This window comes from Paenibacillus sp. JT22N12 (assembly GCF_056269365.1).
Genome location: NZ_JBWDNU010000003.1, coordinates 18,738 through 43,662, shown reverse-complemented (window position 1 = coordinate 43,662; position 24,925 = coordinate 18,738). Strand labels below are relative to the sequence as shown.

General features: G+C 51.5%; 24 protein-coding genes. 15 read left to right on the top strand and 9 right to left on the bottom strand.

All coding sequences use genetic code 11. The features are described from left to right. Positions 1–3: 3 nt before the first annotated feature. Entirely contained in the window at positions 4–1,230 is a 1,227-nt protein-coding gene (locus AC0YOA_RS11635; RefSeq protein ID WP_475787371.1) for a serine hydrolase domain-containing protein, read from the top strand. 336 nt (positions 1,231–1,566) lie between these two features. On the opposite strand, the gene AC0YOA_RS11630 is transcribed toward AC0YOA_RS11635, so the two are convergent. Both AC0YOA_RS11630 and AC0YOA_RS11625 read right to left on the bottom strand, forming a co-directional pair. After that, the gene (locus AC0YOA_RS11630) at positions 1,567–2,067 is read right to left on the bottom strand and encodes a CBO0543 family protein (protein WP_475786694.1); all 501 of its coding nucleotides are present in this window, start codon (positions 2,065–2,067) and stop codon (positions 1,567–1,569) included. Between the two features lie 170 nt (positions 2,068–2,237). After that, complete coding sequence (locus AC0YOA_RS11625; protein WP_475786693.1) at positions 2,238–2,705, bottom strand: substrate-binding domain-containing protein; 468 nt, start codon at positions 2,703–2,705, stop codon at positions 2,238–2,240. Positions 2,706–3,146: 441 nt separating this feature from the next. On the opposite strand from AC0YOA_RS11625, the gene AC0YOA_RS11620 reads away from it, so the two are divergent. Beyond that, positions 3,147–3,287 carry a hypothetical protein gene (locus AC0YOA_RS11620; protein WP_475786692.1) on the top strand — a complete coding sequence of 47 codons (141 nt, stop codon included), beginning with the start codon at positions 3,147–3,149 and terminating at the stop codon, positions 3,285–3,287. Positions 3,288–3,632: 345 nt separating this feature from the next. Here the strand turns inward: AC0YOA_RS11620 and AC0YOA_RS11615 are convergent, their stop codons facing one another. Next, positions 3,633–4,385: a 3-oxoacyl-ACP reductase family protein gene (locus AC0YOA_RS11615; RefSeq protein WP_475786691.1), complete on the bottom strand. Its 753-nt coding sequence runs from the start codon at positions 4,383–4,385 to the stop codon at positions 3,633–3,635. A 253-nt stretch (positions 4,386–4,638) separates the two neighbouring features. On the opposite strand from AC0YOA_RS11615, the gene AC0YOA_RS11610 reads away from it, so the two are divergent. Beyond that, positions 4,639–5,184: a TetR/AcrR family transcriptional regulator gene (locus tag AC0YOA_RS11610; RefSeq protein WP_475786690.1), complete on the top strand. Its 546-nt coding sequence runs from the start codon at positions 4,639–4,641 to the stop codon at positions 5,182–5,184. A 106-nt stretch (positions 5,185–5,290) separates the two neighbouring features. Here the strand turns inward: AC0YOA_RS11610 and AC0YOA_RS11605 are convergent, their stop codons facing one another. Next, positions 5,291–5,863, bottom strand: coding sequence for a TetR/AcrR family transcriptional regulator (locus AC0YOA_RS11605; protein WP_475786689.1), 573 nt, complete (start codon positions 5,861–5,863; stop codon positions 5,291–5,293). A 255-nt stretch (positions 5,864–6,118) separates the two neighbouring features. Between AC0YOA_RS11605 and AC0YOA_RS11600 the strand changes: the two genes are divergently transcribed. Both AC0YOA_RS11600 and AC0YOA_RS11595 read left to right on the top strand, forming a co-directional pair. Continuing rightward, a complete protein-coding gene (locus AC0YOA_RS11600) occupies positions 6,119–6,841 on the top strand; it encodes a DsbA family oxidoreductase (protein ID WP_475786688.1) in 723 nt (240 codons plus the stop codon). Positions 6,842–6,924: 83 nt separating this feature from the next. Then, a complete protein-coding gene (locus tag AC0YOA_RS11595; RefSeq protein ID WP_475786687.1) occupies positions 6,925–8,046 on the top strand; it encodes an NADH-dependent flavin oxidoreductase in 1,122 nt (373 codons plus the stop codon). 217 nt (positions 8,047–8,263) lie between these two features. On the opposite strand, the gene AC0YOA_RS11590 is transcribed toward AC0YOA_RS11595, so the two are convergent. The 3 genes from AC0YOA_RS11590 to AC0YOA_RS11580 all read right to left on the bottom strand — a co-directional run bounded on the left by AC0YOA_RS11590 (position 8,264) and on the right by AC0YOA_RS11580 (position 11,737). After that, the gene (locus tag AC0YOA_RS11590) at positions 8,264–9,448 is read right to left on the bottom strand and encodes an MFS transporter (protein ID WP_475786686.1); all 1,185 of its coding nucleotides are present in this window, start codon (positions 9,446–9,448) and stop codon (positions 8,264–8,266) included. Between the two features lie 282 nt (positions 9,449–9,730). Further along, positions 9,731–11,107, bottom strand: coding sequence for an S-layer homology domain-containing protein (locus tag AC0YOA_RS11585; RefSeq protein WP_475786685.1), 1,377 nt, complete (start codon positions 11,105–11,107; stop codon positions 9,731–9,733). Between the two features lie 186 nt (positions 11,108–11,293). Next, a complete protein-coding gene (locus tag AC0YOA_RS11580) occupies positions 11,294–11,737 on the bottom strand; it encodes an Rrf2 family transcriptional regulator (protein ID WP_475786684.1) in 444 nt (147 codons plus the stop codon). Between the two features lie 197 nt (positions 11,738–11,934). On the opposite strand from AC0YOA_RS11580, the gene AC0YOA_RS11575 reads away from it, so the two are divergent. From AC0YOA_RS11575 to AC0YOA_RS11560, 4 genes are all read left to right on the top strand, one after another. After that, the gene (locus tag AC0YOA_RS11575; RefSeq protein ID WP_475786683.1) at positions 11,935–12,813 is read left to right on the top strand and encodes a VOC family protein; all 879 of its coding nucleotides are present in this window, start codon (positions 11,935–11,937) and stop codon (positions 12,811–12,813) included. A gap of 114 nt (positions 12,814–12,927) precedes the next feature. Further along, entirely contained in the window at positions 12,928–13,353 is a 426-nt protein-coding gene (locus AC0YOA_RS11570; RefSeq protein WP_475770319.1) for a hypothetical protein, read from the top strand. A gap of 248 nt (positions 13,354–13,601) precedes the next feature. After that, the gene (locus AC0YOA_RS11565; RefSeq protein ID WP_475786682.1) at positions 13,602–14,636 is read left to right on the top strand and encodes a phage baseplate protein; all 1,035 of its coding nucleotides are present in this window, start codon (positions 13,602–13,604) and stop codon (positions 14,634–14,636) included. Positions 14,637–14,832: 196 nt separating this feature from the next. Beyond that, complete coding sequence (locus AC0YOA_RS11560) at positions 14,833–15,297, top strand: hypothetical protein (protein ID WP_210038594.1); 465 nt, start codon at positions 14,833–14,835, stop codon at positions 15,295–15,297. A gap of 143 nt (positions 15,298–15,440) precedes the next feature. Here the strand turns inward: AC0YOA_RS11560 and AC0YOA_RS11555 are convergent, their stop codons facing one another. Further along, positions 15,441–16,205, bottom strand: coding sequence for a MerR family transcriptional regulator (locus AC0YOA_RS11555; protein ID WP_475786681.1), 765 nt, complete (start codon positions 16,203–16,205; stop codon positions 15,441–15,443). Between the two features lie 290 nt (positions 16,206–16,495). Between AC0YOA_RS11555 and AC0YOA_RS11550 the strand changes: the two genes are divergently transcribed. The 5 genes from AC0YOA_RS11550 to abc-f all read left to right on the top strand — a co-directional run bounded on the left by AC0YOA_RS11550 (position 16,496) and on the right by abc-f (position 21,486). After that, the gene (locus tag AC0YOA_RS11550; protein ID WP_475786680.1) at positions 16,496–17,023 is read left to right on the top strand and encodes a GNAT family N-acetyltransferase; all 528 of its coding nucleotides are present in this window, start codon (positions 16,496–16,498) and stop codon (positions 17,021–17,023) included. Positions 17,024–17,065: 42 nt separating this feature from the next. Next, positions 17,066–17,449: a ribosomal maturation YjgA family protein gene (locus tag AC0YOA_RS11545; protein WP_475786679.1), complete on the top strand. Its 384-nt coding sequence runs from the start codon at positions 17,066–17,068 to the stop codon at positions 17,447–17,449. 26 nt (positions 17,450–17,475) lie between these two features. Beyond that, positions 17,476–17,937, top strand: coding sequence for a signal peptidase II (gene lspA / locus AC0YOA_RS11540; RefSeq protein ID WP_475786678.1), 462 nt, complete (start codon positions 17,476–17,478; stop codon positions 17,935–17,937). 279 nt (positions 17,938–18,216) lie between these two features. Continuing rightward, on the top strand, positions 18,217–19,242 hold the full coding sequence (locus AC0YOA_RS11535; RefSeq protein ID WP_475786677.1) for an NADH:flavin oxidoreductase/NADH oxidase: 1,026 nt from the start codon (positions 18,217–18,219) through the stop codon (positions 19,240–19,242). 414 nt (positions 19,243–19,656) lie between these two features. Then, a complete protein-coding gene (abc-f, locus tag AC0YOA_RS11530) occupies positions 19,657–21,486 on the top strand; it encodes a ribosomal protection-like ABC-F family protein (RefSeq protein WP_475786676.1) in 1,830 nt (609 codons plus the stop codon). A gap of 203 nt (positions 21,487–21,689) precedes the next feature. Here abc-f and AC0YOA_RS11525 read toward each other — a convergent pair whose 3' ends face one another. Further along, positions 21,690–23,681 carry a beta-galactosidase trimerization domain-containing protein gene (locus AC0YOA_RS11525; RefSeq protein WP_475786675.1) on the bottom strand — a complete coding sequence of 664 codons (1,992 nt, stop codon included), beginning with the start codon at positions 23,679–23,681 and terminating at the stop codon, positions 21,690–21,692. A gap of 326 nt (positions 23,682–24,007) precedes the next feature. Here AC0YOA_RS11525 and AC0YOA_RS11520 point away from each other — a divergent pair, with 326 nt between their 5' ends. Then, positions 24,008–24,883, top strand: a complete 876-nt coding sequence (locus AC0YOA_RS11520) for a helix-turn-helix domain-containing protein (RefSeq protein ID WP_475786674.1) — start codon at positions 24,008–24,010, stop codon at positions 24,881–24,883. Positions 24,884–24,925 lie beyond the last annotated feature (42 nt).

The window sequence follows — 24,925 nt, the reverse complement described above, 5'->3', positions numbered from 1 at the left end:
AATATGAAGGATGTTGTTGGCTTCTCCGAAACAGGGCTGAGCAGAATGCGCGAGGTGCTGGCAAGGCATGTCGAGTCCGGGAAGATTCCCGGGCTGGTCGCCCTGGTCAGCCGCGGCGGCAAGACGCATGTCGAAGCGATCGGGACGATGCGCCATGATGGAGGCGCGCCGATGCGCCGGGACACGATCTTCCGGATGGCGTCGACGTCCAAGATGGTCGCGGTCGCGCCAGTGATGATCCTGCTCGACGAGTGCAAGCTGCGTCTGGACGACCCAGTAGACACATGGCTGCCCGAACTCGCCAACCGGCAGGTGCTGAAACGACCCGACGGCCCGCTGGACGACACCGTGCCAGCGCGGCGGCCGATCACCGTAAGGGATCTGCTGACCTCCACGTTCGGGATCGGAGTAGATCTGACGTTGATGGGCTCCCCGATCCAGAACGCGATCTTCGAGAATGGGTTATTCGACACGCCACTGGAGGCGTTGCCCGAGCCGGATGAGTGGATGCGCCGCCTGGGCACACTCCCGCTGAGCTACCAGCCCGGAGAGCGGTGGCAGTACCACATTAGCAACGAAGTGCTCGGCGTGCTCGTCGCCAGGGCCACGGGTCAGTCGTTTGAAACGTTCCTGCGCGAACGCATCTTAGACCCCCTGGGCATGAAGGACACCGGCTTCTACGTGCCCGCCAACAAGATTGACCGGCTGCCGCCCGCTTTCAACCCCGATCCGAAGACCGGAGATTTCATCGTGTGGGACGAGGCCGCTGGCGGACGCTACACTCAGCCCCCGGCGTTCCAGGCAGGCGGCGGTGGGCTGCTCTCAACCGTAGACGACTATCACGCGTATTTACAGATGCTGCTGAACCAAGGGATGCACGGGACCGAACGGATCCTGTCCAGGCCCGCCGTCCAGCTGATGACCACCAACCGTCTCACACCCGAGCAACAAGCATATCGAGACGACCTGGCCAAAAACAACGTCCATTTGTCGTTCGGCCAAGGGCAGCACGGCGGCTGGGGCATGGGGATGGCGGTGCGCACCTACCGCGGCGACTACGCCTCCATCGGCCAGTTCGGCTGGGACGGCGGTACCGGCACCTCGACCTACGCCGACCCGGACAAACAGCTCACCGGAATCCTGCTCACCCAGATCGGGATGTCCACTGCGGATTCCGTGCATCTTATCCACGACTTCTGGACCACAGTCTATCAGGCAATCGAAGACTGACACCGAGCCCGCGCCTGGTATGCCCGCCCTCAACCCACGACCCCAACGGTCAGCCACCTGACGGCCGATTGGAAGCAGAAGTTGCCTTTGTACTTTGCTTAGACGCTTCACAGATATAAAAATTGCGATTGGCTAGATATAACCGTGTGATTTCTTCCATTCCTGTGTAAAAAAACAGACCGATATCTATTTCAAATCGGTCTGCTTTTTCATTTATTGGTCAAATTGGGGTTCGTCGTTCGCTTGCTGGTTGCCGGTGACCTCGATCATGGAGGCTATCCGTGGGCTGCTCTCAGGTCAGCCGGTGGGCCATGATATATGGGTCGCTCCCAATCATCATTTAATCGGAACCCTGAATATGGCCAGTATTGCAATAGCAAGCGGTATGGAGATCGTGTACGCTAGTAATGGCCGGGAAAAATGTAACCGAAGCAACGGGAACATGATCATATTGAATAAAACGGAATAAAGCATGGTCCAACCGTTAAAATGTTTAATCGCCCCACAAAACAAATAAAATACCTCGATTAACGAATAAACGATTACCCAAAATCCAATCCATAATATTGACTTACCGAGTCCGTTTGGGAATAAACCAAGGTATATCAACGTGGTAGATGCAAAGCACACCAAACAGCATAGTTCGACACCTAAATAACTATGAATTGGCGGCCAGGGCTGATGCTGCCATAGCGGATAACTGCTTGTCAGCACCATATAAATAACGTCCCCAAGCAAGAAATACAAAATAGTCGAATGATATTTTTGCCAATGTCTCCAATCTCCCCAGCGCCATGCCGCAAGTAAGAATATTATGTCCAAAGCAATGAAAGGCATTTGAGATCATACTCCATATTTCTGAAATTTTAGTTTAAACGTTATAGTAGTTCTCTAATCAATCTGTATGTATACGCGCTTCATCCTTCAGCGCACTATGCCTGCGCTTGATTTGAACTCATTCATATTTACGCGTCCGTCATTTACGGTGCTTCACGTAGTTGTAACGGCTAGCTTTGGGGAGCACCAGGTGCCGGTTCAAATACATCCTTAACCACATCAATGAAAGCTTCTATCGCAGGCGACAACCATTTATCCTTATGCCGCAGCATCTGGGTCACGACATGAAGATCAGGCATTTCCCAAGGCAGAGAGACAAGTTCGCCCCGCGCAAGCTCCGCTTTTACGGCCATATCGGGCAGAAAAGCAATGCCCATACCCGTCATAGCACAGTGTTTAATCGCTTCTGCACTGAAAAACTCCAAGCTTGTGACACCATCGATTCCACTTCTCTCAATAGATCGATCAAATAAATTCCGATAGGTACAGCCTTTCTCCGTCAGCAGAAATACCTCTTCTTGCAAATCCTGGACTTGAAGTCTTGTTCGATCCGCGAGCGGAATGAAATAGCAGAGGCAACCGATAGGCGCAAAGAATCTTACTTCCGCTAATCGTAATAATCCCCGTGATGTCCTCATTTTTTTGTACTTCCAGCCGGCACTCCGCCAGGCACAAGGCGCGCGGGTGTCACGTTATCGGCGTATACGCACAGCCGGTCGCCTGTCGTTTTTGAAGACATCCATTTTGAGCGCCGCGACTATATCCCTTGGTCAGGTTATGGCCAGTCGAAGACGGCGAATATCCTCTTCACGGTTGAGCTGGACAAGCGGGGGGAAGCGGATGGCATACGTGCGTTCGCCCTTCATCCGGGAAGCATTGTCGAGACGGGCCTGTCAAGGCATCTGTCGGAGGAGCAGCTGCGGGCATTTGGCGTCATTGACGAGGAGGGGAAGCCAATTCTCGATTCGTCGACGAACCTGAAAACCGTCAAGCAGGGAGCGGCGACCGGTGTATGGTGCGCGACAAGTCCGGAGCTTGACGGCAAGGGCGGCGTCTATTGTGAAAACTGTGAAATTGCCATGCTGGCGGACGGGAAGGATGCAGTTGTCCGGGCTCCATCGGCGAATCTTGGCGTGATGCCTCATGCGGTTGACCCCGATGCTGCCGCCCGCTTGTGGAGCCTGAGCGAGCAGCTGGTATTTGGAGCCAATCAGGTATAATTCGTAAGCTGTGTATCCGGTGAACGGAAGAAACTTTAACAGGAATGGTAAAAAGGATTGAAGTGCACCCTTTAGAATAGGCATTGGATAAAACCCCCGAGGGAATCCGATGAATTCTAGGGGGTGTATTTTTTTGAAATCGTTCTAATGGAAGAAAACTTGCTGCGCCGCCGAAGGACAGCGAAGCAGAAGCTGGCACCGGTTAAGTACCAGGCGCCAGCTTGCTTTTTACTGTACACCAAATGGGGTCTTGACCCATTCGCTTCTTTTTATGATATAGTCAGGTTTTCATGTTATTTTACAATAATACCGGCAAACTTGTTCGTTAAAGTCTTCGATCCGCCTTTAGATTACGACACCGCCATCGACATTGATGGTCGCCCCTGTAATGAAACTGGCTTCAGGCGAGGCGAGATAAGCGACCATACTTGCGATTTCGGAAGCTTTGCCGTACCGCCCCAGCGAAATCATCCCTTTGGCGAGCGATGCGTAAGGTCCATCTGCCGGGTTCATATCCGTGTCGACCGGTCCCGGTTGAATATTATTTACCGTGACGCCTTTTGGAGCCAGATCACGGGCCAGACCTCGCGTCAATCCGGCCACAGCGGCCTTGTTTGCTGCGTACAGGCTGTTTCCGGGGATGGGATTCCAGGAGGCATTAATACTGCCAATATTGATAATGCGGCCTCCTTCTTTCATTTGCGGCCCTGCGGCTTGGATCGCCACGAACACCGCCCTGAAATTTACGGCCGCCATCTGGTCGAATTCCTCGATCGTAACCTCATCGTAAGGCTTCACATTGGCGATGCCTGCATTGTTTACCACAATATCTATGGAGCCTAATACGTTGATCGTTTCCATGACGGCGCCTTTTACAGCATCGACATTGGCGCTGTCGGCACGAACGGCCAAGGCGGTGCCGCCGTCTTCCTGAATTTCCCGAACCAGTTCTTCCGCTTTATATTGCGCGCTGACATAGGTGAAGGCTACGGATGCCCCCTCGCTTGCAAGTCTTCTTACAATCGCCGCGCCAATGCTGCGGGATCCGCCCGTTACGAATGCGATTTTACCGGATAGAGGTTTGTTTATAACGGTCATTTTAACATCTCCTTTTTAGTTTCTGCTGCGTTACTATGATTAATAAATTGCGGGTCCGCTCTCCAACAGACTTTCTCCTTTCTTCATAATTAAACGGCAATCCAATAATAAACCTTGATGTATTAATGAACATCTGTCTATAATTATAAACGGATACAAAAAGCATGCAATTGTTAGATGAGCGTGATTTGTCAATTAGTGAACAATCGCTTGATTATTGTTTATTATTTTCAGAAAGTCTGGTGGTCCTTTAATGTCTAAAGTGGATAGAAGAATTCCCAAAACGCAAGAAGCGTTAAAAAAAGCGGTTATTGAACTGATGTCCGAGAAAAATTTTGATGCCATTACGATACAGGATATCTCCGATAGGGCAGATGTGAGTCGCGGGACCATCTACCTTCATTATTTGGATAAATATGATTTGCTCGATAAGCTTATAGAGACACATATCAATGAACTCCGGAAAAAGTGCACAGCGGCAGCTGATATGGATTTTATAAGCGGGTCACCGCTCTGGACCGAATATTTTGAACGAAATTATTTATTCTTTTCGATGATGTTAGCGAGTAAAGGAGCTCCTTATTTTCGTACCCGGTTTCTTGACTTTCTTGTCGAGCAGTTCAGGAATGAGGTGGATGTAACCCAAGGGAAAAACCAGGGATTACATGAGGATGCTTTTGTCAGGTTTGTTGCATCGGCTTACGTAGGGGTAGTGGAATGGTGGTTCATGAATGAAAAGCCAATCCCGCATCAGGTCTTGGCAGAACAGCTGGGGGTATTGTTGGAGAGGAATCTGTAAGCTGTACGACATACAAGGAACAAGCACAAATAATCCCGTCATCAGGCGGGATTATTTGTATGGCTTATAAGAGCTGCAGACCTTACATAGTCAAGGTTAACGCTGGTCAAGTCAACTGCCCGTTTTGGGGGACGGCACTCACTAACTGGGAAAAATTTTTTTTGAAGATGTCCCATAATTGCTGCGCCATCATTTCCGGAGAGAGCGGCATTTTATTTTTAATCCACCATTCCACGACTCCGACGAAAGCAGATGCCATATATTGAATGACAACCTCTTTGTTCTCCCCATGGTTAACTTCCCCGGTATTCAATCGCTCGGTAATTCCATTTTTGACCATCAGGATCAACTGTTCCTGAAAACAAGTTATACCTTTATTGCTCAGCATGGAGGAATAGAATAAATAATGTTTTTCAAAATATTGAAACATCGGCAGCGGGGAATTGATAACATCCAATTTTTCCTCGCCAGGCTTCGATAACGTGCAAAACTCCAGCATATGACTCAAATGATCCTTTATACATTTGTCGAGCAAATCATATTTGTCCGTATAGTGAAGATAAAGTGTCCCCCTGTTAAGATTCGCTTTTTCCGAGATGTCGTTGATCGTAATGTTTTCGAAGCTCTTCTCGGACATCAACTCAATTAGAGCGTTATTGATGGCTTCCCTCGTTTTCATTATTCTTCTGTCTACTTTAGGCATGATGGTTGGATCACCGTCCTTCGATGATTATGAACAAAAACAAATCATATGTTGATTAGTTGACAAAAGCCGGTTTTTTAACGATTGAGATTTTGTTGCGACTCTTTATAATATAAATCAATACATGTTAATTAATCAATTGTTGTTAATTAATCGATGACTGTTGATTAAATGAATCGGCAGCATTCATACATGTAGAGTTATTCCAAATCACAGGAGAGAGGCGAAGGAATGATGAAAATAGAGGTCTGGTCAGATATCATGTGCCCGTTGTGCTATATAGGCAAAACAAATTTGGAAACAGCCCTAGAACAATTTGAACATAAGGCTGAAGTCGAACTCGTCTACAGACCGTTCCAGCTGTTCCCGAATGCTCCGAGCAACACCGGCAAAGATTATTACACCTGGACAGCCGAAATTCATGGCGGAGGGATGTCCGCTGATTATGTGAGAGAAGGAAATAAAACGGTGGTCAAGATGGGCAAAGATGTTGGCCTTACCTATAATCTCGACACATTGATTCCATCAAATACGTCAGATGCTCTCCGCGTGGCCGTTTATGCGCAGGAACAGGGTAAAGCAGGAGAGTGGATGGCTCAGGTTTATAAAGCCTATTTTACCGATTCGCTGGATATCGGCGATCACGAAACACTTGCCAGGCTTGCGGGCGAGAGCGGTCTTGATGCCCAAGAGGTTCTTGATATGCTGTCCAGCGATAAATACAAGGATACGGTAAAGAAAGAGCGGCAGCATGGATCCGGGCTAGGGATTACAGGCACGCCTTTCTATATCATCAATGATAAGTATGCTGTTTCCGGAGTACGGCCAAGCGGCGTGTTCCTGGAGCTGCTTGAACAAGTGTGGAGAGAAGAACATCCTTTGCAGATGCTTGACTCAGGTCCAGATGGCGATTCCGAGGGCGGCCTCTGCGGGGATGGAGTTTGCAAGATTTAACTTGATTTGTGAAACAGAGGCATCTGATGGGGAGGCTCCAACATCCGCTCAGAACTAATTTATCAAAAAGGAGACAACAAAACATGAATCCGGCTTATAAACCCATAGTTGAACCATTTACTTTCCCTTCGGGAGTACAGCTTAAGAACCGCGTATTAATGGCGCCAATGACAAACTCTTCCTCTCTTGAGGATGGAGGCGTGTCAGAGCAAGAATTGGATTATTATCGTGTCCGTTCAGGCGGAGTAGGTGCGGTTATTACAGCGAGCAGCCATGTTTCGCCAGAAGGGAAGGCTTTTATTAATGAAATTGGCGTATATGATGACTCTTTAATACCTGGATTGAAAAAACTGTCAGGTACGATTCAAGGACAGGGGGCTAAAGCGATTTTACAGATTTACCATGCGGGGAGAATGGCCTCGCCTGAGCTTACAGGCGGCAAACAGCCGATAAGCCCAAGCGCTGCAGCCTCAGAACGTCCGGGTTCGGTTGTTCCAAGAGAAATGACGGAAGAAAATATCAAGGATATGATTAAAGCCTTTGGAGAAGCAACCCGCAGAGCAATCAAAGCAGGTTTTGACGGCGTGGAGATTCAAGGCTCAAATACGTATCTGGTTCAGCAATTCTTCTCCCCTCATTCCAATCGCCGGTCTGACCAGTGGGGAGGTACGATTGAAAAAAGAATGACATTTCCTCTCGCCATAATCGACAGCGTAAAACAGGCAGTTGCTGAGCATGCGAAAAATCCGTTCATTGTCGGATATAGATTGTCGCCTGAAGAAAGAGAAAACCCGGGTATAACCATGGAAGACACGCTTCAGTTAGTTGACGTTCTGGCACAGCAGAAGCTGGACTACATTCATGTCTCCGTACGAGGTTTTTGGGATGGATCAATGCGGGATGAGACGGATACGAAATCACGTGTTCTGCTCATCCAGGAACGGGCAGGCAGCCGTGTTCCCGTAATCGGGGTTGGCGAATTATCTTCACCGGAAGATGTTAATAAGGCGCTGAACGCCGGGGTACCTCTATTAGCTTTAGCGCATGCCATCATTATGGAACCGAAATGGGTTGAAAAGGTTCTGAACGATCAAGAAAACGAGATTAGAACGACCCTGCCCAGAACGGCTCAAAAAGACCTGACCATACCGGACGCATTATGGAACATGCTTATTAACGTACCTGGATGGTTTCCGGTTGTTTAAGGGTTCTGACTGAGTCAGGCTCGGGCAGAAAACATTTTCCAAGCATGTTTTACAAAGACAAGGCCATCCTGCAAAGGATGGCCTTATTTGAATGATAAGAAAGCACAAAATTTGACCTGTACTTGCTTATATTATTGAGGGAAGCAACTTACTGCGCCACAAAAGGAAGGCGGCTGCCGTTTCTTCTTCATTGCTGTTTTTTAAAGGGATTAAGTTATCAGACCGCTTTGCCAAGCTGTGTTCTGAACTGTACACGGTGGTGAAGCACATAGTAGACAACGCCCGACAGAATAACCAGAAGTCCGGCGATGTGGTACATGGTTTCATAATGGGTATGCTGGGCAACCACGCCAAGGACATAGGAACCGATCCCGTAGCCCAGGTCGAACATGAGGAAGAAGGTGCCCGTCGCAAGTCCGCTGCGGCCGCTTGGAGCCGAGCGGAGCGCCACGGTCTGGAAGCAGGGAATAATGGCGCCGTGGCCAAGCCCGATTACAGCTCCCGATAACAGGAAGACGGCCGGAGAATGCGCACTGCCCAGGATCAGCATGCCGATAACGAACAAGGCAATGCCGGGATAAGCCAGCACATGCTCGCCGTAGCGGTCGAATATTTTGCCGATTATGGGGCGGGGAAGCACAATCATAACGGCAAAGACGACGAAAAAGTAACTCGCAACCTCGGTCAGATCGATTTCTTTGGCAAAGACGGAAATGAAAGAAGTCAGCGAGCTGTATGAGAACGCAAGGACGAATCCCGCAAGCGATACCGGCAGCGCCTTGGCTTCCACAATGGAGGACCAGCTCAAGCTGAAGGGCTTGTTCTTGACTGACGCCTCCTTCGGAGCTTCCTTCGTCAGGAATCCGAAAAGCAGCGAGAAGGCGGTCAGACAGATGCACACGATGAAAAGCACCGTGTAATTGGCCTGATGAACCAGCGTCAGCCCAAGGAACGGCCCGATGACCATCGCCAGGCTCATGAACATGCTGAAGTACCCGATGCCTTCCCCTTTGCGTGCGGCGGGAATCAGCTCTGCAGCCATCGCCCCGGTCATAGTGGAGGACATGCCGTAGCTTCCGCCATGGATGGCTCTGAGAACGAGCAGAAGAAGCAGGCTGTGGATAGCGGGATACAGCAGGGTGCTTGCGAAAAATAAAGCGAGCGAAAGAACAGCGGCAAACTTGCCGTAGCGGTCCACCCACTGGCCGGCGAGAGGACGCATAATAACGGCCGCAAGAACATATACGGTAATGACCAGCCCCATCTGCTGGCCGCTTGCGGACAGGCGCTCCGACACATACTGGGGCAGCGTGGTTGCAAGCATGTAGAAATTCAAAAAAATAAAAAAGCTGCTGAGGCAGATGGCCACGAAATCCCTGGTCCATATTTTGTGATGATTCATGCTGTTCATACTCCTTCTTAAGGCTTCATCTATTCCAGATAGCTTAGCAACAAGGGCGTCATCATTTTATCTTAACACAGGATCGGGATGGCCTGCCTGATGATTGTGGAGGAAATAAAAACAAACATCCCGCCGCTGCCGGGTGGGCAGTGACGGGATGCCTTGTTTTATTGAAATTTAAGAAAGTATGAAATTCCATCATACTTTGCTTATGTTCTGAGGGAAGAAACTAACTTTACCGCCAAAGGACGGTTTCTGCCATTTCCTCTTACAGGAGAATGTTTATTTGAAATCGTCGCCCTTCAGGTAGCTGTAGAACGGTCTGTCCACCCAGAAGGTCGAGGTGGTGATGTCAATGGCCGGATCAATCGCCTTGAATCCTTGGACAATTGCTGCGGACTGCTCGTTCAGGGAGAAGGATTGCGCGTAATAGAAGCCGCTGCCGGTAATTTTGTTGTTGGTGATGAGATCGTAATCTTTCAGCTTGGTTTGGGTATAATAGAGCGGCTGCCACCAGGAAGCGGCAATCAGTCCAGGCTCGTCGTCGCTGTCTTTCTTGGCATAAGCAAGCACGACTGGCTGGAAGCGCTGCTTATCGGCGGCTGTTGCGAATTCGAACGAAATATCATATTCCTTGGCGGATGCGATATAGTTGCCGTTCTCCAGCTTCTTGTAGTGGTTATCGTGATCCGGCGCAGGCTCGCCCCATTCCAGCAAATGAACGAAGGCGGAGGTTTTAGGCTCGAACTGGACCTTGGCCTGCAGTCCTTCGCTGCGCAGCAGTCCGATCAGCTGCACCGCATGCTGAATATCGGAGTGGCCGTATGTAATCGTCAGCGAGTCAATGAAATTCGCATCGTAACGGGAGTCCTTCAGATTATAGCCCGTTACGAGACCCTTCTCCAGCGCACCGTTAACGATCGTTTCCAGTTCGGGAGCCTCAATTACATCGGAGGTCGAGTAAGCGTCAATCAGCTTCGCATAAATATCCGAATCGCCGGTCAGGCCAATATAGTGCTCATAGAGGCCCTTGCTTACCAGCACTTGACCCAGAAGCTGTTCAAGGAATGTCTTCGATGCCAGTGCGCCGGGCTTGAGCTCGCCATAAAGCGAAGGTGCCACGAGACCGGTGTCCACAGCAGCAGCGATTTCCTGTGCAGCGGTTTCTGACTGGAAAGCATCCGGCTTCAAATGAAGCTTGTTCAGCGCGGCAGCGGTCTTCGCTTCCGGATAGCTATAGGCCAACTCCTTTAATCCGGCTGCTTTCAAAGCGATGAATACGGCCTGGAAACCACCGATCGGTTCATCCGGATGAATGGCCGGGCCGCTCACAATTCCTTGCTGGCTAAGCGCAGCTGCAGCTTCATAATACGGGCTGGATGGGCTCAAGTCGCTGAAGGTGACAGCGTCAGCTGTGGGCTTGTAGTTCAAAATCAGGGCGAGATCTTGAAGCAATTCACCCTTCGTCGTTGAATCTCCAATCGTCAGATCGAATTTCTCCTGCAGAAATAATGAATAATTACCGGTCTGGTCAACAGCTGGAGCAAGAGGGCTGGCAGCAGCCCCGGCTGCGGCAGAGCTTAGCGGAACCGCCAATAATAATGACATGGATAAAACGGCAGCGGCCAACCATTTTGGATACGAGATTTTTCTGTACATGAATAATTCCCCCCGAGTGTAATGGCAAATAACCTTAATTCCGATTGATAAGATTGGAATTATTTTTTTCGATTCTATCATTAGAAAAAAACGCTTGTCAACAGAAATTAAATTTTGTGTTTTCCCACAGTAAAAAGCCCCCTTCATGAAAAGGGGGCGATCAATCATTCTGCAGCTGGATTGAAGCTACGGCTGCTGCTGATTCAAAGACATTTTTGCACATTCTGAAGCGATGTCTGCGATCGTCACAGCAGCAAGCTCCGATTCCAGGGCAATCTGCGCTCTGCCGAAGGTGTCCTCTAAAGCATGTTCAATATTGTTTCCTACCGGGCAGTTGGGATTAGGATTCTCATGCAGGGAGAACAGCCCTTCCTGACTGGAATGCTCCACCGCGCAGTATACATCAGCCAGACTGATGTCCCTGGCAGGCCTTAACAGGGTGGCGCCGGGAATGCCCGGCGTTGTGGCAATGATGCCCGCTTTGTTCAATACGCCCATAAGCCGTCTTACGACAACGGGGTTCGTATTGACGCTGCTTGCAATATAGTCGGATGTGATCCGCTTGCCCTCATGCGTTTCGATTAATACTAATATATGCACCGCCACAGCGAGCCGGCTGCTGATTGCCATAAGAAGCACCTCATTTCGTCCTCTATCATCGTCTAACAACGGACATGAAATGTCAACGGGGATACGGGAGCAATAAAGTATTTGACAAAAGTAACCTGTAACAATTATAGTTACAACTATATCAGATATTCTGATAATCATCAACCTGCGATTCCAAATAAGCGCGATATGAGAAAAACGCGAAAGAGGTGATTGTAATGTCGAACGCGATTCACCCGGAAACAGGCATCAAGCTTGTCAAGCTGAGGGTCAGCGATCTGAAACGCTCAATCGGGTTCTATCAGGATGTAGTGGGATTAAAGCTGATCAAGGAAGAGAACGGAACGGCCGAGCTTTCCGTGGAGGGCGCGGCTCCCTTGCTGCTTCTGGAGGAAATAGAAGGAGCCGTTCAGCGCCCCAGAAGATCAGGAGCGGGCTTGTACCATTTTGCCATCCTGCTGCCGGACCGCAAATCGCTGGGATTATCCTTGCGCAATCTCATCCGTGCAGGCATTCACATCGGCCAGTCCGACCATCTTGTGAGCGAGGCTCTCTACATTGCGGATCCCGACAATAACGGCATTGAGATCTATCGCGACCGTTCGCGGGAAGAATGGCAGCGCGACGCTGCAGGCCATTATATCATGGCGGTTGATCCGATCGATTGGGACGGCCTGCTTGCGGAGGCGGGCGATGATCCCTGGAACGGTCTGCCCGCAGGGACCACGGTCGGGCATATGCATCTGCATGTATCCGACCTGGCCGCGGTTGAGCGTTTTTATATCGATGTGCTCGGGTTTGCTGTTATGGCGCGGATGGGCAATGCGGCTTTGTTTATATCCGCCGGCGGCTATCATCATCATATCGGACTCAATACCTGGGCTGGCGTGGGAGCTCCGCTAACACCCAAGGATGCGGCGGGACTCGCCTATTATGTGATCGGTCTGCCGGACCAGGCTGCGCTTTCTGCTGTCCTTGGACGCTTGCAGGAAGAAGGAGTTCCTGTGGCGCATCACGGGGATGGGACGGTTGTTGTTCTGGATCCCAGCGGCATTGAAATCCGTTTATCGGCTGCTGGGGTTGTTCAACACGTTTAGTCATGATAATCAGCTGGAAACTCCTGTGCGCCAAGCCTTGGGCTCGGCCGGATTTTTAGTATAATTTGGCAGCTCTCCTGTTATCCGTTACTATGAACAAAGGGGGAGTGGAAAATGAAACGAATCGTTCTTGCGCTGCTCATGATATTGGCTGTGGCGACAGCCTGCACCACCGAGGCGGATCTCAATCTGGATGATCTAAAGACCGTATTCGCGGACAAAGGGATAATGCTGCTGAATGAGGACGGGACAAAGAATCATTTTGTGCTGAAAGGCCTGAAAGCTACTACCTACAAGCTGGAGAATGACGAATCGGTTTCCTTCTATTTATTCCCCACCGAGAAGAAGCGCGAAGAGGGACTCACGGATTTCAATCAGCAAAAAGCGAAATTTGATATGCAAATCCCGGCCATTTATGAAGTGAAGAATGTTCTTATTCTTTATTGGTACGGCGGGCAGACAGGCTCCCCTACCCGGCATGATACGGACATCAAAGAAGCCGTCAAGGCGCTAAGCGCATTGGCGACGGATAATATTTGAACCTGGGCCACTCCCGGGGTTTACATACGCGCGCGGCTTGTCTCCTGCAACGGGAACAGGCTGCGTTTATTTTTTTAGAAGGACCTGTTTAGAGAAAATTAATACCCGGAGCGGTTGACCGGGACGATCATCGTCAGTATTTTATAAGTACTGCCCGTCAGTGCAGATGCATAATAAAAGGAGGTTCGGGTAAAAGAGGGAATGACGATAGTCTGATTCGGGATAAGTAGAGTAAGGAGGAGATGAAAATGATGAAAATATGCATGCGCAGTCCGATGGCCAAATGGGCCGGAGCTCTGCTGTTCATTCTGCTCGCGGCCATCACGTTCGAAAGTTATACGCAGGCAGCTGTACCCGTCTCGCAAAGGTTTGATCTGACGGACCCTTCCACGCAGCTCATTCGCTCGAAGGCTTTGCACAATAATACCGTCCTGCAGTCGTTTGCTTTTGACAATACGAATAAGAAAATCTTCGCGGTCCAGCTCATGGCGGGAGGCCAGCAGCTGCCTGGGGAATCGGCTCCTGTATCTGGCGCCAACCGGGCATTGAATGGCGATTTATGCGTGACGAAGCTGGACTTGTCAGGGAATGTAGAAGGATATATGTTCTTGAAGGGATTCGGGCATGGTGTTCAAATCGGTGTTGAGCCGGTGGGCTCCGCTTCGTATTTGTGGACAGAGGTTGATGCGCTCAGCGATGGAACATCCGGCTGGGGCTCCAAGCTGGCACGGTTTCAATTCGTGAACGGTCAGGTGCTGACCTCAGCTTCCTCTTCTTTGACGAAGTTCGAGCTCGTACCGGGCGCAGACCGCACAACAGTCAGTATCGATATGACCCACGGGTATTTGACCATGCGTTATCGTGAGGACGGTTCTTTCCGCTATGGCGTGTACAGCCTGGCTCAGGTGAAAGCAGGGAATTACACAGCTCTTGCGGATATTGCCCAGCCGTCCGGTCTTGGCACATTCCAGGGCTTCACCTCCTTCGGAAGCACTTTGTACCTCTTGGAGGGAAATTCGTACAACTCGACCACTTCTATCTATCCGAACGGCAACACGTACATTACCAGTGTTAACCTGAATAACGGCATTGTCAGCGACAAGCAGCTGACCAAGGCAGGCTACACACTCACCTTCAGGGAGCCTGAAGGTATGGCCGTCCAGATTCCCGACACGAATCATCCGGAGAACGCGCGGCTTGGCATCGGGCTGGCTTCAACGGTATCGGAGAGCAATACATCCAAGCTGGCCAGTATTTATTATAAGGATTCATTAACGGATTAAGGAGTTTAATTAAACAGGAAGACGATCTAATCAAAAACGTCCGGATGGATCTTATGCTTCGTTTCAGAGGCATATGGTTCCATTCAGGCGTTTTTTTCTACGCAAACCTGCGGACCGGGTATGGGAAAGCGACTTAAATAGAAATTTGATACGAATTGTATATAGAGGACTTTAAAATGATAAGGGATGTGGTGGAATGCAGGATCGGTCCTTAATCACAATGGAAGAAATGATCCTGGAGGCGGAGCTGTTTCAATCCGTTTATCCGGATTTAATAGGAGAGATTGACCGGGGTGAGGTCGCGCATGGCAAGCTGAATGATTTTCAGCTTATGCAGGCGGTGGCGCATGCCAAGAACGGATTGGGGGTTCTGAGCTTCGAGCGCCGCCAGGTGATCAACGCGGTTTTTGATGCGTTCACAACCATTTACCGCAAGGATGGCCGGGGCTCGGCGGAGCGGTGGGCGAAGCAGTCATTTGGATGCTTCAGCAGCAGCCTGTCGGTGAAGGAGAAGGATATCGCCGATATCGTGATGAAAATCGACGAGCTGTCCCGGCTCATCCAGGGGAAGGAGTCCGAGCTGCTTCAGCTGTACCGGGAGCTGAATATGCTGCAGAGGTATTTGGCGCAGGAGGAAGGCGTTCAGCCGAATCCTTCCTGACAGCTTTCCCATAGCGGTCTATCATGGGCAGCGCGGCTTCGGCTGCGGCCCTCCACAAGCGGGCTGTGCGCCGCTTGCTGCGCTTGTGAGGATCAAAACCCCGTCCACGCGGCCATGCCGGGGGATGGGGTTTTGATTATTTTTTATTTTCCCGCACCGGTGTAAATGTGGATCGCATCTCTCAGAAATTCTGCCGTTCCCGGCTGAGCGGCGTCATAATGGGCCTTGAACCGCTCGTCGTCGACGTACATTTGCGCGAGCCCGGCATGGGCTTCCTTGCTGTAATTGCTCCAATAAAAGGTGAGCCACTGTTTGTGCAGGTCGGCCGCCTTCTGGGCGAGCCCGCCCGCCGGATCGCCCTCCTTGAATGCTTCTGCGAGTGTGACCGTTAATTCTTCCGCCAGGCGGGTCACCTCGGCATGCTCCTCCTGCGTCATGTTCATGAATTTCTGATTGGATTTGTCGACTACCTCGTTTCCGTATTTCCGGCGAATCTCTTCTCCGTATTTGTCTTCATTGTCTTCAACCATCTTCTGTTTGAAGCCTTCAAATTTCTGCTGATCGGTCATGGTCGTTCTCCCTTCTGCCGCTGAAATGGTTTGTTCCACATTGGCGATGAGCGTATCAAGCTGCCTGCGTCTGTCAAGGAGCTGTGCGTAATGCGTCCGGAGCGCCTCGGCACTGTCGAAGGATGGAGCGGTCACGACCTCCCTGACCCGTTCCAGCGGGAACCCAAGCTCTCTGAAAAACAAAATTTGCTGCAGCCGGTCGACCTCCGCCTGACCGTAGATCCGGTAACCGGACGAATTGATCCGGGCCGGCTTGAGAATGCCGATCTGATCGTAATAGCGGAGTGTCCTTGTGCTGATTCCAGCGAGCCTTCCAAGCTTCTGTACGGTATATTCCATGCCTTCGCCTCCTGACATTTCTAAATGTACACCTTTACGCAGCGTCAATGTCAATGCCGCCTTCGCGGATTTATTTCGCGGCAGACTGATTCCTTAAATGGATATTATTGGAACATAAATAAGCACATATGTTTGCTGCCATCTCGGCTTTTATGGTAAATTAAATTCAATATGAAGAGCATCGCTGGCAAGCCTTCATGCTAGCACTATCATATACCTGTCGGGACCTCCTGATTCACAATATGCATATGCAATAGAACAGACCATGATCCATTATGGGAGGCGCATATATGATAAACCAAGTTAGACTGGTCGAACCATCCCTGGAATACCGCGATTTATATATGAACTTTTATAAAGACTGGCTTGAGAGCGGTGAGGATATGGTGCCCTGGGTGATTGAGAGGGATCCTTCTGATTTTGAAGCGTATGTTGCATTCTTGTATGCGGAAGATAGCGAGGACAAGCTGACAAGAGAGAGCTGGGTGCCCCACTCCACCTATTGGCTGATCAACGAAGCGGATAAGCTTGTTGGCGCAGTCAATATCCGCCACCGGCTGAATCAGAAATTAACCGAAAGCGGCGGGAATATTGGTTATGGCATCCGTCCTTCCGAGAGGCACAAGGGTTACGCCGGAGCCTTATTGGCCAAATCCCTGATCAGAACCAGAGAGCTTGGCCTGAACCGGGTGCTGCTTGTTTGCGACAAAGGGAATATCGGCTCTGAGAAGACCATTCTCAAAAATGGCGGCATATTTGAATCGGAGTTCACCGAAGCGAATGGGAATATCATCAGGAGATTCTGGATTGAACTGTAGAGGCCGGCGCGGACAGTCATTTGAAAATAGTTGGTGGAGGCCATGAAGGCAAGAATATATTATATCATTGCGGTATTTATCGTTATGGTGCTGGGCTACAGCTCCAGAGCATATTCCGAAACGCTGCCCGTTTTCGTGTCCGAGCACTTCGGAGATGCACTTTGGGCGGGTATGATCTATTTTGGCGTTCGTTTCTTATGGGTCCACAAGCGCTTATCCTGGGCATTCGGGGTGAGCTTGATATTTTGCTTTGCTATTGAGTTCAGCCAGCTTTATCAGGCGGATTGGATCAATGGCATAAGGAGCACGTTTGCGGGCTCGTTGATACTGGGAAAAGGGTTCCTGGCTGTGGACTTGCTCCGCTACAGTATTGGAATTCTGGTTTCCTGCATGATAGATGCCGCTCTTCGAAGGAATCAGTCATGACAGGCAAGTGAAATGGAGATGAACGAATGCTATTTTATATCATTTCTATAGTGGTTATCCTTATTGATCAAATATCAAAAGCCCTTATCCGCATGTCGATGGAAGTGGGGGAGACGATTTCCATTTGGCCAGGCGTCCTGCGATTTATTCATTACGAAAACACCGGTGCAGCCATGAGCTCCTTTCAGGGCTTTGGCCGTTATTTTGTCATTGTTGCGGTGGTCCTTGCTGCGGCCGTGCTTTACTACCGGCGTCAAGGGGAGCTGCGCGGCGTGATGCTGGAGCTGATTACAGGGCTAATCGTTGGCGGAGCGCTGGGTAATGCTATTGATCGGGCGGTATTCGGCAAGGTGACGGATTTTATCTCGCTCGGGAAAGGGGGAGGAAGCATGAATGTGGCGGATATCGCCATCACGATCAGCTTCTTCCTCATTCTCGCACGTCTGGCCTTGCATAAAAGAATCTCCTCCCATTCAAGGAGAATATAATGTACGGTGATTGATTTATACCATTAAATATCTGCTTTGCGTTTCAATCGCGCTCTGACATTTGCACTGCTGCAATACCCATGTGACCGCAAGATTTTATCCCGATGAACATTCATCGGGATATTCTGCTTAGGTCGATGCAGGATAAAATTTATAAATTCACATATATCCTGGTAAAATAAAATAATGCTCCCACTATTCAATTGGAAAGATGAAGGGTTATAATACTCTATAGATTATAAAGTAACTTAAAGTAATATTGTAGAGGAGGAAAAAACCTTGTCCAGATTAAATCAAACTTTCTCAATTAAAGGCCTGACGCTCCGCAACCGGATTGTCATGCCTCCGATGTGTCAGTATTCCGTCAGCGCCAAGGACGGCAAGCCGAATGAGTGGCATGATGTGCATTATACTTCCCGTGCTGTAGGGGGTACCGGGCTGATCATCATAGAAATGACGGATGTGGAACCGGACGGACGGATAAGCGATTATGATCTTGGCATATGGTCGGATGAGCATGTGCCGGCGTTTGCCCGCGTTATTGAGGGCATACACCGTTTCGGCGCCAAAGCCGGCATTCAAATCGCCCATGCAGGACGTAAGGCGGGGGATGCGGAAGTGCCGGTCGGTCCTTCTGCCATTCGTTTTAGTGAAACCTTCAAGCAGCCGCATGCGCTGACGACTGAGGAAACGCAAGCCATGGTTGTCAAATTCGGAGATGCCGCCAGACGGGCAGTGGAGGCGGGCGTGGACACGATTGAGGTGCATGGGGCACATGGCTATCTGATTCATCAGTTCCACTCGCCATCGATTAACAATCGCGATGATAAATACGGACAGGACCGTGCTCTGTTCGGTGTTGAAGTGCTGCAGGCGGTTAAGGCTCAAATGCCGTCCGACATGCCGCTCATCATGCGAATATCGGCAATTGAATATATGGATGGAGGATACGGCATCGAATATGCGCTTGAGATGGCACGCCGTTATCTTGATGCGGGTGTGGATATCTTTCACGTGAGCAGCGGCGGGGATGGCCCTGTCGGCAAGCTCAAGCCGGGCAATTATCCAGGTTACCATCTGCCGCTTGCACGAAAATTCAAGGAAGCGCTGGGCGTGCCGGTTATCGCGGTTGGCATCTTGGACGATCCGGAGCTTGCGCTTGCGGCAGTGGCAAATGGCGATGCGGATCTGGTCGCGGTTGGACGGGGAATGCTGAACGACCCGTACTGGGCGGCGCATGCAATTCGCGCTACCGGCGGCGAATGGAAGGAACTGCTTCCGAAGCAGTATGACAGAATCCTGTAAACGGTCTGCTGGATTCGGCCATTTTCCCTGATGCGGCTTGAATTGATGCGGTTAATCGATATATAATGGAACCGTTCCAATATTCCAATGACCTTACGGAGGACCCACGCCGATGAATTAATCACATGAATCCCAAGATAACTTGTCAATGTGCAAGCAGCGTTCGCCTATAGCGCGAACCGGTCTGGGATACGTGTGTCAACGCGGGGGTACTCCTTTTATATGAAGCAGGGTACGGATGGACTGCGAAAATGCTTGACGCTGTCGGAGGTGTCTATTTCAGGCGCTTCAGCTTGCTTTCAGGCATATTAGCGGCATGGTTCATGCTGTTCCTCTGCTTCCCCCGGACGTATAAGACCGCGAGCTGCTGGCCGCGGTTTTTTGTGTTTCCATTTGGGATCGGGGGGAATGACTATGTATATCGTCAAGGCATCGGGACTAAAACATGAATATGGCGGGGAACCGCTGTTTGAAGATATTGAATTGGAAATCAGGAAGGGCGAGCGGGTGGCTCTGTTCGGCAGCAACGGCATCGGGAAGACTACGCTGCTCCAGGGCTTGTTCGGCCGGATCCATCTGACAGGCGGGGATATTCACCGCGTGCTCCCGCTATCGGATTGGGGCTCGATCGATCAGCTGGTGGAGCAGGGGGATGAGCTGTCCACACTGGAATTTGTCCAGTTTGGCTCGACCGAGCTGTACAACCTTAAGCGCACATTAAACGATCTGCAGACGCGCTTAAGTACCGGAGACACAGAATCTGACGTTATGGAGCAGTACAGCCGGACGTACGACAGATATATGCAGCTGGACGGGTACGGCTGGGAAGTGAAGACGGAGAAATGCCTGCAGCAGCTGAAACTGGATCCGGCGCTGTGGAAGCTGCCGTTCTGCCAGCTGAGCGGCGGGCAGAAAACAAGAGCGCAGCTGGCGGCGCTGATGGTCCGGGAGCCTGAGTTTATTGTGCTGGATGAGCCGACCAACCATCTGGATGCGGAGATGCTTGGCTGGCTCGAGGAGTGGGTGCGGTCCTATCCGGGCACCGTGCTGTATGTATCGCACGACCGCGCTTTTATAGACCAAACGGCAACGGCTGTGATGGAGCTGTCCCGTCACGACTGCCGTCGTTATCCCGGCGGGTACACCGATTACCGCAAGCAGAAGGATCTGGAGCTGCGGACGCAGGAAGCGCTGTATGCGAAGCAGCAGCAGGAGAAGGAGAAGCTTCTCGAGAGTATCCGCCGCTACTCGGAGTGGTTTCAGCAATCGCATAAGGCTGCGGGCCAGAATGATTTCTACCGGTCGAAGGCGAAGAAGAACGTCTCCCGCATGCACGCCAAGGAATCCGCGCTCGATAAGCTGGAACAGGAAGGGGTGCAGAAGCCGAGCGAATCGGCCCGCTTGAGCATGCGGCTGGAGGACGCGGGGTTCGCAGCATCGACTCTGCTTCGGCTCGAGAATGCGGGCTTTGCGTATCAGGGAACGCCCGAGATATTCCGGAACCTCCAGCTGTCGGTGAACCGCGGAGACCGGATTGCCATTCTGGGGCCTAACGGCGCAGGCAAGTCCACGCTGCTGAAGCTGGCGGCTGGTGTGCTGCCGCCGACTTCCGGGACCGTGCGTCTGCATCCGCAGACCAGAATCGGTTATTTTGCCCAGGAGCTTGGCAATCTGGATGAGGAGGAGACCATACTCGGGAGCTTGCTTTCCCTTCCCGATATGATGCAGTCGCAGGCGAGGACCATTCTTGGCTGCTTCATGTTCAAGCGCGAGGAGGTCTTCAAGAAAATCGCCGGCCTGAGCATGGGCGAGAAATGCCGGGTGGCCTTCCTGAAGCTGTACTTTGGCCGCGCCAATCTGCTGGTTCTGGATGAACCGACCAACTATCTGGATATCGACACCCGGGAGCGTGTGGAGGAGGCGCTGCAGCAGTATCCCGGAGCGCTTCTGCTCGTTACGCATGACCGGTATTTGATCCGCAAGACGGCGAACCGGCTGATCCTGATGGACAACAATCAAGCTCCGGAGCTGTTTCCCGGGACATACGAGGAATACGCGTCCCGCAGCCGGACTCATCCGCTCAATACGGATGGGCAGGAACGCGCGAATGAGTGCGGACAGCTTGAGCTCCGCCTGGTCCGATTGATGAACGAGACGGAGCCGGAGAATGAGCTGCAGCAGAAAAAGCTGATGCAGGAAATTAAAGAGCTGCAAAAGCAGATCGCGCTATTGAGGCAGATATAGAATCTGCATACGGATTGTCTGAAAGCATAGCTATTTCAAAGAAGCCGGAAGCGATGAACTGATCGCTTCCGGCTTCTTTACTTGGCAGAAATATTGCTTAAGATTCAAAAGCCCGACTAACCGACGGAGAGCGGAAAGCGGAAATAGTCTGAGAAGCGCAGGCGCTCTCCTTCCATGCGCAAGCTGTTTTCTTCGCCGGACTTTTATGTCTCGATGACCACCATTTGATGGCATTCCAGGCGCGGGACCGTATAGGCGACGATCGTTTCATTTTGCCGGAACGGCAGCTCGGTGCCTTGCGGGGCCAGATAAACGCGCTTCGCGGCTTCCGGCAGATTCAGCGCAACCTCCACATCATGAAGCGGAATAATATCTTCGATGACCTCGACGCCATCCCCGCGTTTCACGGGTGAAGCATAGAGAAGATGATTGACATAACGCGCCTGCCCCGGCTGATGCTGCAGCGTTACCACTCCCTGCGCAGGCAGGCTGGTGCGCAGCGTGATGTCAGGGAGCAGCCGTCGCAAGGCCCACAACACCGTCTCCTTCAGGATCAGGCTGCCTTTGGTCGCGTAATCCTCGAACACATTCCAGGCCACATAAATGCCGTTCTTGTTTTCAGTCATGCCCGGACCGGCGATGCTGCCGCTGGCAGGCGTATGCTGATGGGAGCAGAACGTGAATACATCGCGGTTGAAATAAGGATCCTCCCGGTGTCCAAGCTCCGTTCCTCCGCTGCCCAGAGCAATCCTCTGCCCCTGCGAATAGAAAATATATGCGGCGGAGCCGAGTGCGGGCAGCTCGAAGTGCGGACGGAAATAATCCGGTTTATACGGGTTCTCGCCCAGCCAGGAAGCGCCCAAATCAAGCACAAAGCCGTCGTCTGGATCCGTCAGGCTGGCGCAGCTGGCCTTCCGCAGCCCGCTCTCGCCGGTCGCGAGCAGCTTGCCTCCTTGGGCCAGATAGGCCTCCAATTTGGCCGTCAATGCCTCCCCTTCCGCAAGGCGTATATGGTCGGGGAGAATGATGACCCGATAGGCACCGAAATCCGCCTCCTGATCGATAACGTCAAACAGCAGCTTGCCTTCCAGAAGCATGCGCACAGCGCCGACATCGGAGATTTTATTCCGGCCGGTATGCTCATTGGCGGCAGCCTCCTCGGAGAGCAGCGCCACATCGGCAACGGCTGTGGCATCGACGCACCATGCCTCCTTGGCTTCGGCTTCGGAATACGCGGCTCCAATCAAGGAATAGGTGGCCTCATCCATCAAGCCTTCCGGGTGAAGCTGGTCGCCGATGGAGCAGCGCGCTCCGTTGGCAAGATTGAGCGCAACCTCGTAGCGCAGCGCATTGGGATGCTTGTAGCCGCCGAATTCTCCCCATGAGGTGTGGAATTTGCCTGTCATACCGAGATAAGGCATGCCAAGCGTCTGGGCATAGCGGGCGGAGAGCGGGAAGTGGTCATAGCCCCAGCCGCCCGTCGGCAGCGATTCCAGCTCCAGATGGGTATTCATATGCGCCAAATCACGGCGGCCCCGCTGAATATGGCCCCCATTATGGAAGATCGGCATATCCGGCTTGATGGCATGAATAACGCGTTTGACGGATTCTGTGTAATGGGCATAAACCGTTTCGCCATAGGCCAGAATCACGTTTTCGTCGCGGGGATCGAGACCTTGGGCGCGAATGCCGGCGATGCAGACTTGGCAGTAGCATTTGCGAACGCCTACAATATCCAGGAAGATGCCATCGGCATCATACCGGGTGGCGACTTCCTCAATCTGCTTCAGCAGCACGTCCAGATAGGGCGTATTCATGCAGAATTCGTGATAGCCCGGCACCATGAATCCCTTGACCCACTGCGTCTGGTCGTCCCTGCTGCGGATCAGCCACTCGGGATGACGCCGCGCAAGCTTCTCGTCAAGTCCGGCTGAGATATAGACAGGTGTGTTCACGTTGATCTCATGGGCTGCTTCGATCATGGAGCCTAGCAGATCGAAGGAGAGGCCGGGATGGGTCTCGTTGGCCTCCGAAGGGTGGTACGCCCAGCCATGATGACATTTGGAGAATACCGTGATGGAATCGACATGCCCTTTTTGGAGCATCTGCTGGAACTGTTTTTTGTCAAAGGATTTACCGATGCCGGGGATCATTTCGGACGTATGGAAATCAAGATGGACCTGTCGGAACCGCATGATACAAACAACCCCTTTACGTTTAATGGCGTTAATCGGTACACATGGTGTGAATGTTAGGGAAAAAGGCAGCTTTCAGCTTTAATCTATCGCATCCGCTCTGTTTGCGTATAGGGACGTAAGCGATTTCAATAGGACGATATCGACTTTTTGGAACAATGGGCAAGGATAGGCTGCATAAGCGTTCCCTGCCGTCGAAGGATGGCGGCAGCAAGTTCCTTCTTACTGCCGGATATAGCGTATAATAACTTTGAACGGAACGTTTTCAAGCTTGAACAGGATCGTTAGGAATACGAACGGCAGGAGCTTGAGGGGAGGTTATGGGCATGGATTGCCTGCAGCTGTTAATACCGCCAATTCCGCAGTTTATGACGATTGGGCATACGGTCTGGAAGCCGGGAGACAGCCATTTTGAACGGACCTTCCAGGTGTACGATATGCTGATTGTGGCCAAGGGAACGATGTATATGGCTGAGGACGGGGTGGAATACGCGATCAAAACGGGCGGAATGCTGGTGCTGGAGGCAGGCAGGACGCATGTTGGGTACCGGCCGTGCGAGGAGGATACGGAAATCTATTGGCTGCACTTTGTCCATAAGGGACCGGCGATTACGGTAAAGGCCGATGATATCCCCTGGTTCTCGATCCGGCGTAAAGATACGGATACAGATACGGAGCCAACGGCACATTACATGTTTATTCCGAAATTCGCACAGGGCCTCGATCTGCTGCCGCTTATTCCCACGCTTCAGGCAATGCTGGATTTGCATCGCAGTCTGCAGCTGTTCGGCGCGCTTCAGCTGCATTCTTATCTGGCCAGGCTGTTTACCCAGCTTCAATCGATTGTGGCTGCCGGGCAGCAGCCGTCCAAGTCGCTGGAGATCAGCCGGGAGGCGGAGAAGTTTCTGCGCCGCAGCATCGATCAGCCCTTCTCCTCAAGCGCCCTCGAGGCCGCGCTGTCCTATCATTTTGACTACATAACCCGCTGTCTGAAGAAGCACACCGGGATGAGCCCGATGAAATATCTCCATTATCTTCGTGTGGAGGAAGCGAAGAAGCTGCTTGTCCAGACCCGCGACTCTGTGCCGGTCATCGCCGGGAAGGTCGGCATACCGGATTATAATTATTTTATCCGCGTGTTCCGCAAGCAGACCGGACAGGCACCCGGGGCGTACCGGCGGGAGCGTCAGGGCTTCGTCTGATGCATGTTGACGGCAAATAATCAAGCGTGGAGCGGGATACGC